Origin of the sequence: Embleya sp. NPDC059213, assembly GCF_042754445.1 — a bacterium.
Lineage (GTDB): Bacteria > Actinomycetota > Actinomycetes > Streptomycetales > Streptomycetaceae > Embleya.
Genome location: NZ_JBHZAV010000365.1, coordinates 1 through 3749 on the forward strand (window position 1 = coordinate 1; position 3749 = coordinate 3749).

At 69.4% G+C, this 3749-nt stretch carries 4 protein-coding genes; 3 read left to right on the forward strand and 1 reads right to left on the reverse strand.

Translation table 11 applies throughout. From position 1 onward, the window contains the following. Positions 1-153: 153 nt before the first annotated feature. Positions 154-999 carry an RNA polymerase sigma factor SigF gene (locus tag ACFXMF_RS47135; protein ID WP_379992714.1) on the reverse strand — a complete coding sequence of 282 codons (846 nt, stop codon included), beginning with the start codon at positions 997-999 and terminating at the stop codon, positions 154-156. Positions 1000-1208: 209 nt separating this feature from the next. Between ACFXMF_RS47135 and ACFXMF_RS47140 the strand changes: the two genes are divergently transcribed. The 3 genes from ACFXMF_RS47140 to gltX all read left to right on the forward strand — a co-directional run bounded on the left by ACFXMF_RS47140 (position 1209) and on the right by gltX (position 3669). Then, a complete protein-coding gene (locus tag ACFXMF_RS47140; protein WP_379992715.1) occupies positions 1209-1577 on the forward strand; it encodes an STAS domain-containing protein in 369 nt (122 codons plus the stop codon). A gap of 146 nt (positions 1578-1723) precedes the next feature. Continuing rightward, positions 1724-2131, forward strand: a complete 408-nt coding sequence (locus tag ACFXMF_RS47145) for an ATP-binding protein (RefSeq protein WP_360314679.1) — start codon at positions 1724-1726, stop codon at positions 2129-2131. Between the two features lie 167 nt (positions 2132-2298). Continuing rightward, positions 2299-3669, forward strand: coding sequence for a glutamate--tRNA ligase (gltX, locus tag ACFXMF_RS47150; protein WP_360314707.1), 1371 nt, complete (start codon positions 2299-2301; stop codon positions 3667-3669). Positions 3670-3749: the final 80 nt, after the last annotated feature.

Genomic DNA, 3749 nt, shown 5'->3' on the forward strand with positions numbered 1-3749 from the left:
CGGCGGCTGTCGTGCGCCCCCCCCTGGGGCGCCCCCCCCCGGGGGGGGCCGGCCCCCGCCCCGGGCCGCGGGGGGGGGGGGGGGGGCCCCCCCCCCCCCCCCCCTCTCGGCGTCCGTGCACACGACTGTGAGCCCGGCGGTGGTCCGCCCGGCTCAGTTCTCCGCGAGCAGCCCCGCGCGCAGTGTGCCGAGCGTGCGGGAGAGCAGCCGGGAGACGTGCATCTGGGAAATGCCCAGTTGCTCGCCGATCTCGGCCTGGGTCTTGCCGCCGAAGAAGCGCAACAGCAGGATGTGCTTCTCGCGCGGCGGGAGCGCGGCGATCAGCGGCTTGAGCGACTCGCGGTTGTCGACCAGTTCGAGTGCGGAGTCGTCCGTGCCGAGCCGGTCGATCGGGATCGCGGCGTCGTCGCCGCCGGCACCACCACCGGGTGTGTCCAGGGAGGACGCGCTGTAGCCGTTCGAGGCGATCATGCCCTCGACGACCTCCTCGCGCGAAACCTCCAGGAAGGCCGCGAGTTCGGCGACGGTGGGCGCCCGGTCCAGCCGCTGCCCCAACTCCTCGCTCGCCTTGGCCAGCCGCAGTCGCAGTTCCTGGAGCCGCCGGGGCACCCGGACCGACCACGTGGTGTCCCGGAAGAAACGCTTGATCTCACCGAGGATGGTCGGCATCGCGAAGGTCGGGAACTCGACCTCGCGCTCGGTGTCGAAACGATCGATCGCCTTGATCAGCCCGATGGTGCCGACCTGGACGATGTCCTCCAGCGGTTCGCTGCGGGTGCGAAAACGGCCTGCGGCGAAACGCACCAGGGGCAGATTGAGTTCGATGAGGGTGTTGCGCACGTACTGGTACTCGTGCGTGCCTTCCTCGAGCCGATTCAGTCGCCGAAACAGGGTCCTGGACAGGGCGCGCGCGTCCGCGGCGCCCATCGACCCGATGTGGGCCTCGTCGAACTCGTGGTGGAGCTCGTACAGATCCAGCTCTTCTGCCCCGGTGTCCATTGCCGGTGGCCGCTGCGACCCCCGGACCTGCATCTCGGCTTCGAGCTGTACTGCCATGCCTCCCCCTCGTGACGCGTTTTTGAGGTTTCCCCTGCGCCTAACCCGGATGAGCGATGCCAAACACCATGCACTCGAAAAACTTGTGTGCGCCGGGTGACGCCCATCATCGACGGGCCGTCGTCTATCGTGTGCCCGGGCCGGATTACTCGGTGGGCAAAGGGCAGCAGGAGGCTGGCATGCAGGGCGGCTTGACGGTGTCGGTGAGCACCAATGGCACCTCTGCGATCGTTACGGTCGCCGGTGAGATCGATGTGGACAGTGCCGCCGCGGTGCGGGACCGCCTGTTCGAGTGTGTCGAGCAGGGCAGTACGCGCCTGGTGATCGACTGTTCCGGACTCGATTTCTGCGATTCGACCGGACTGAACGCGTTCCTCGGTGCCCGGCTTCGCGCGCAGGCCGCAGGAGGAGCGGTCCACCTCGTGGGCGTTCAACCTGCCGTTGCGCGGGTATTCGAGATCACCGGTGCGGTACAGGGGTTCACTTTCCACGAGACCCTGGCAGAGGCGGTCGGAGAGTAGCCCGTGACTTCTGGTGTCCTCCAGCGGGATGCGGGCAACTATCACCGCGTAGCAGCGTGAGCGAGGTGAGCCAGTAGATGTGCGCCATGCGATCGCAGGCGCCCGGCGACGGGGGTGCCTGTTTCTCCACCCCACCGCTTCGTCAGGTGCGGAGATTGCCATTCGAGGGCGCGACGGGGGCGGTGGCGCGGTCCAGGACGTTCATCCGCAACACGCTCCACGCGTACGGATGGTCGGGTTCCGACGACGAACAGGTGATGTTGACGTCCGACGACGTCCTGCTCGTCGCGGTCGAACTGGTCACCAACGCGTGCCTGCACGCGGGCGGTCCGGTCGAGCTGCGCGTCGTGCGGACCAGTGATCTGCTCCGGATCGAGGTGGACGACCGCAGCGAGGAACCGCCGCAGGCGCGGGCGCCGCACTCGGGAACACGACCGGGCGGACACGGGCTGCACATCATCCGCCGGTTGACGCTGGACTGGGGGGTGGTCGTGCACCAGGGCGACGGCAAGACCGTGTGGGTGGACATGCCGGTTCCGGAGGCCATGCGCTGAGTCGGGTGCCTCGGGGGTGGTGCGTCGCGGGTCGGGTGCTCGGGGTGGTGCGCTCGGGGTGGTGAGCGGAGCCGGGTGCCGGCCCGAACCCGGGTCGTTCGGCGGATACCCTGGAGCACATGTCTGCCTCTTCGGTTCGTGTTCGCTTCGCTCCCTCTCCCACCGGCATGTTCCACGTCGGTGGCGCTCGTTCCGCGCTGTACAACTGGGCCGTGGCGCACAAGGCCGGCGGCACGTTCGTGTTGCGGGTCGAGGACACCGACGAGGCGCGGAACCGGCCGGAGTGGACCGAGGGCATCATCGGCGCCCTCGCGGCGATCGGGATCAACGCGTCCGACCCGGCCTTCGAGGGTCCGTACTTCCAGTCGCAGAACGCGGCGCTGCACCGCGAGTCGGCGGTCCGCCTGTTCGAGGCGGGTCGCGCGTACTACTGCGACTGCACCCGTGAGGACCTGGAGGCCCGTACCGGCTCCAAGCACCTTGGCTACGACGGCTTCTGCCGGGACCGCGGCCTGGCCGCGGGCGAGGGGCGCGCGCTGCGCTTTCGTACGCCGGACGAGGGCGTGACGGTCGTGGCCGACCTGGTCCGCGGCGACACCGAGTTCCCGAACGCCTCGCTGGAGGACTTCGTGGTGGCCCGGGGCAACGGCTCGGCGGTGTTCCTGCTGGCGAACGTGGTCGACGACGTCGACCAGCGGATCACCATCGTGATCCGCGGCGAGGAGCACCTGTCCAACGCGGCCAAGCAGCAGTTGTTGTGGGAGGCGCTCGGCGCGACCCCGCCGCAGTGGGCGCACCTGCCGGTGATCGTGAACGAGAAGCGGCAGAAGTTGTCCAAGCGCCGGGACAAGGTGGCCCTGGAGTCCTACCTGGACGAGGGTTACCTGCCCGAGGCGTTGGTGAACTACCTCTTCCTGCTCGGGTGGGGGCCCAAGGACGACATCGAGATCCGGCCCTACGCGGAGCTGGAGCAGCTCTTCGACCTGCGGGACGTGAACAAGTCGTCGGCGTTCTTCGACGTGAAGAAGCTTTCCTCGTTCAACGCCGACTACATCCGCGCGCTCGACGCGGACGCGTTCGTGCGGGCCTGCGAGCCGTGGCTGCTCGGGGCGAAGGCGCCGTGGGCGAAGGAGGCGTACGACCCGGCCGTGTTCGCCGAGGTCGCGCCGCTCGTGCAGACCAGGATCACGGTGCTCGACGAGGTCCCGATGTACGTGGACTTCCTGTTCCTGGACGCGCCCGCCGAGGACGAGGCGGCCTGGGCCAAGGCGATGAAGCCCGGCGCCGCGGACGTGCTGGCCAGTGCGCGTACCGAGTTGGCGAGTGCCGAGTGGAACGTGGACGCGCTCAAGGCCGCGGTCGAGGCCGCAGGGGCCGCGCACGGCCTCAAGTTGTCCAAGTCGCAGGCCCCGGTGCGAGTTGCGGTGACCGGCCGGACGATCGGCCTGCCCCTGTTCGAGTCGCTCCAGGTGCTCGGTCGCGACCGGGTGCTGGCCCGCGTCGACGCGGCGCTGGAGCGCTTGGCGGCGGCGCAGTAGTTCGGTGCGGCCTTCGGCCCGGAAGCACCCCGTCGAGGGTCGTGTTCCGCATGTCCCGCCCGTACACCGCGTCCGCGATG

What these genes read in the sequence shown, in the direction of transcription:
- ACFXMF_RS47135 (WP_379992714.1), bottom strand. Translation starts at nt 999, where the DNA reads ATGGACACCGGGGCAGAAGAGCTGGATCTGTACGAGCTCCACCACGAG.
- gltX (WP_360314707.1), top strand. Translation starts at nt 2,299, where the DNA reads ATGTTCCACGTCGGTGGCGCTCGTTCCGCGCTGTACAACTGGGCCGTG.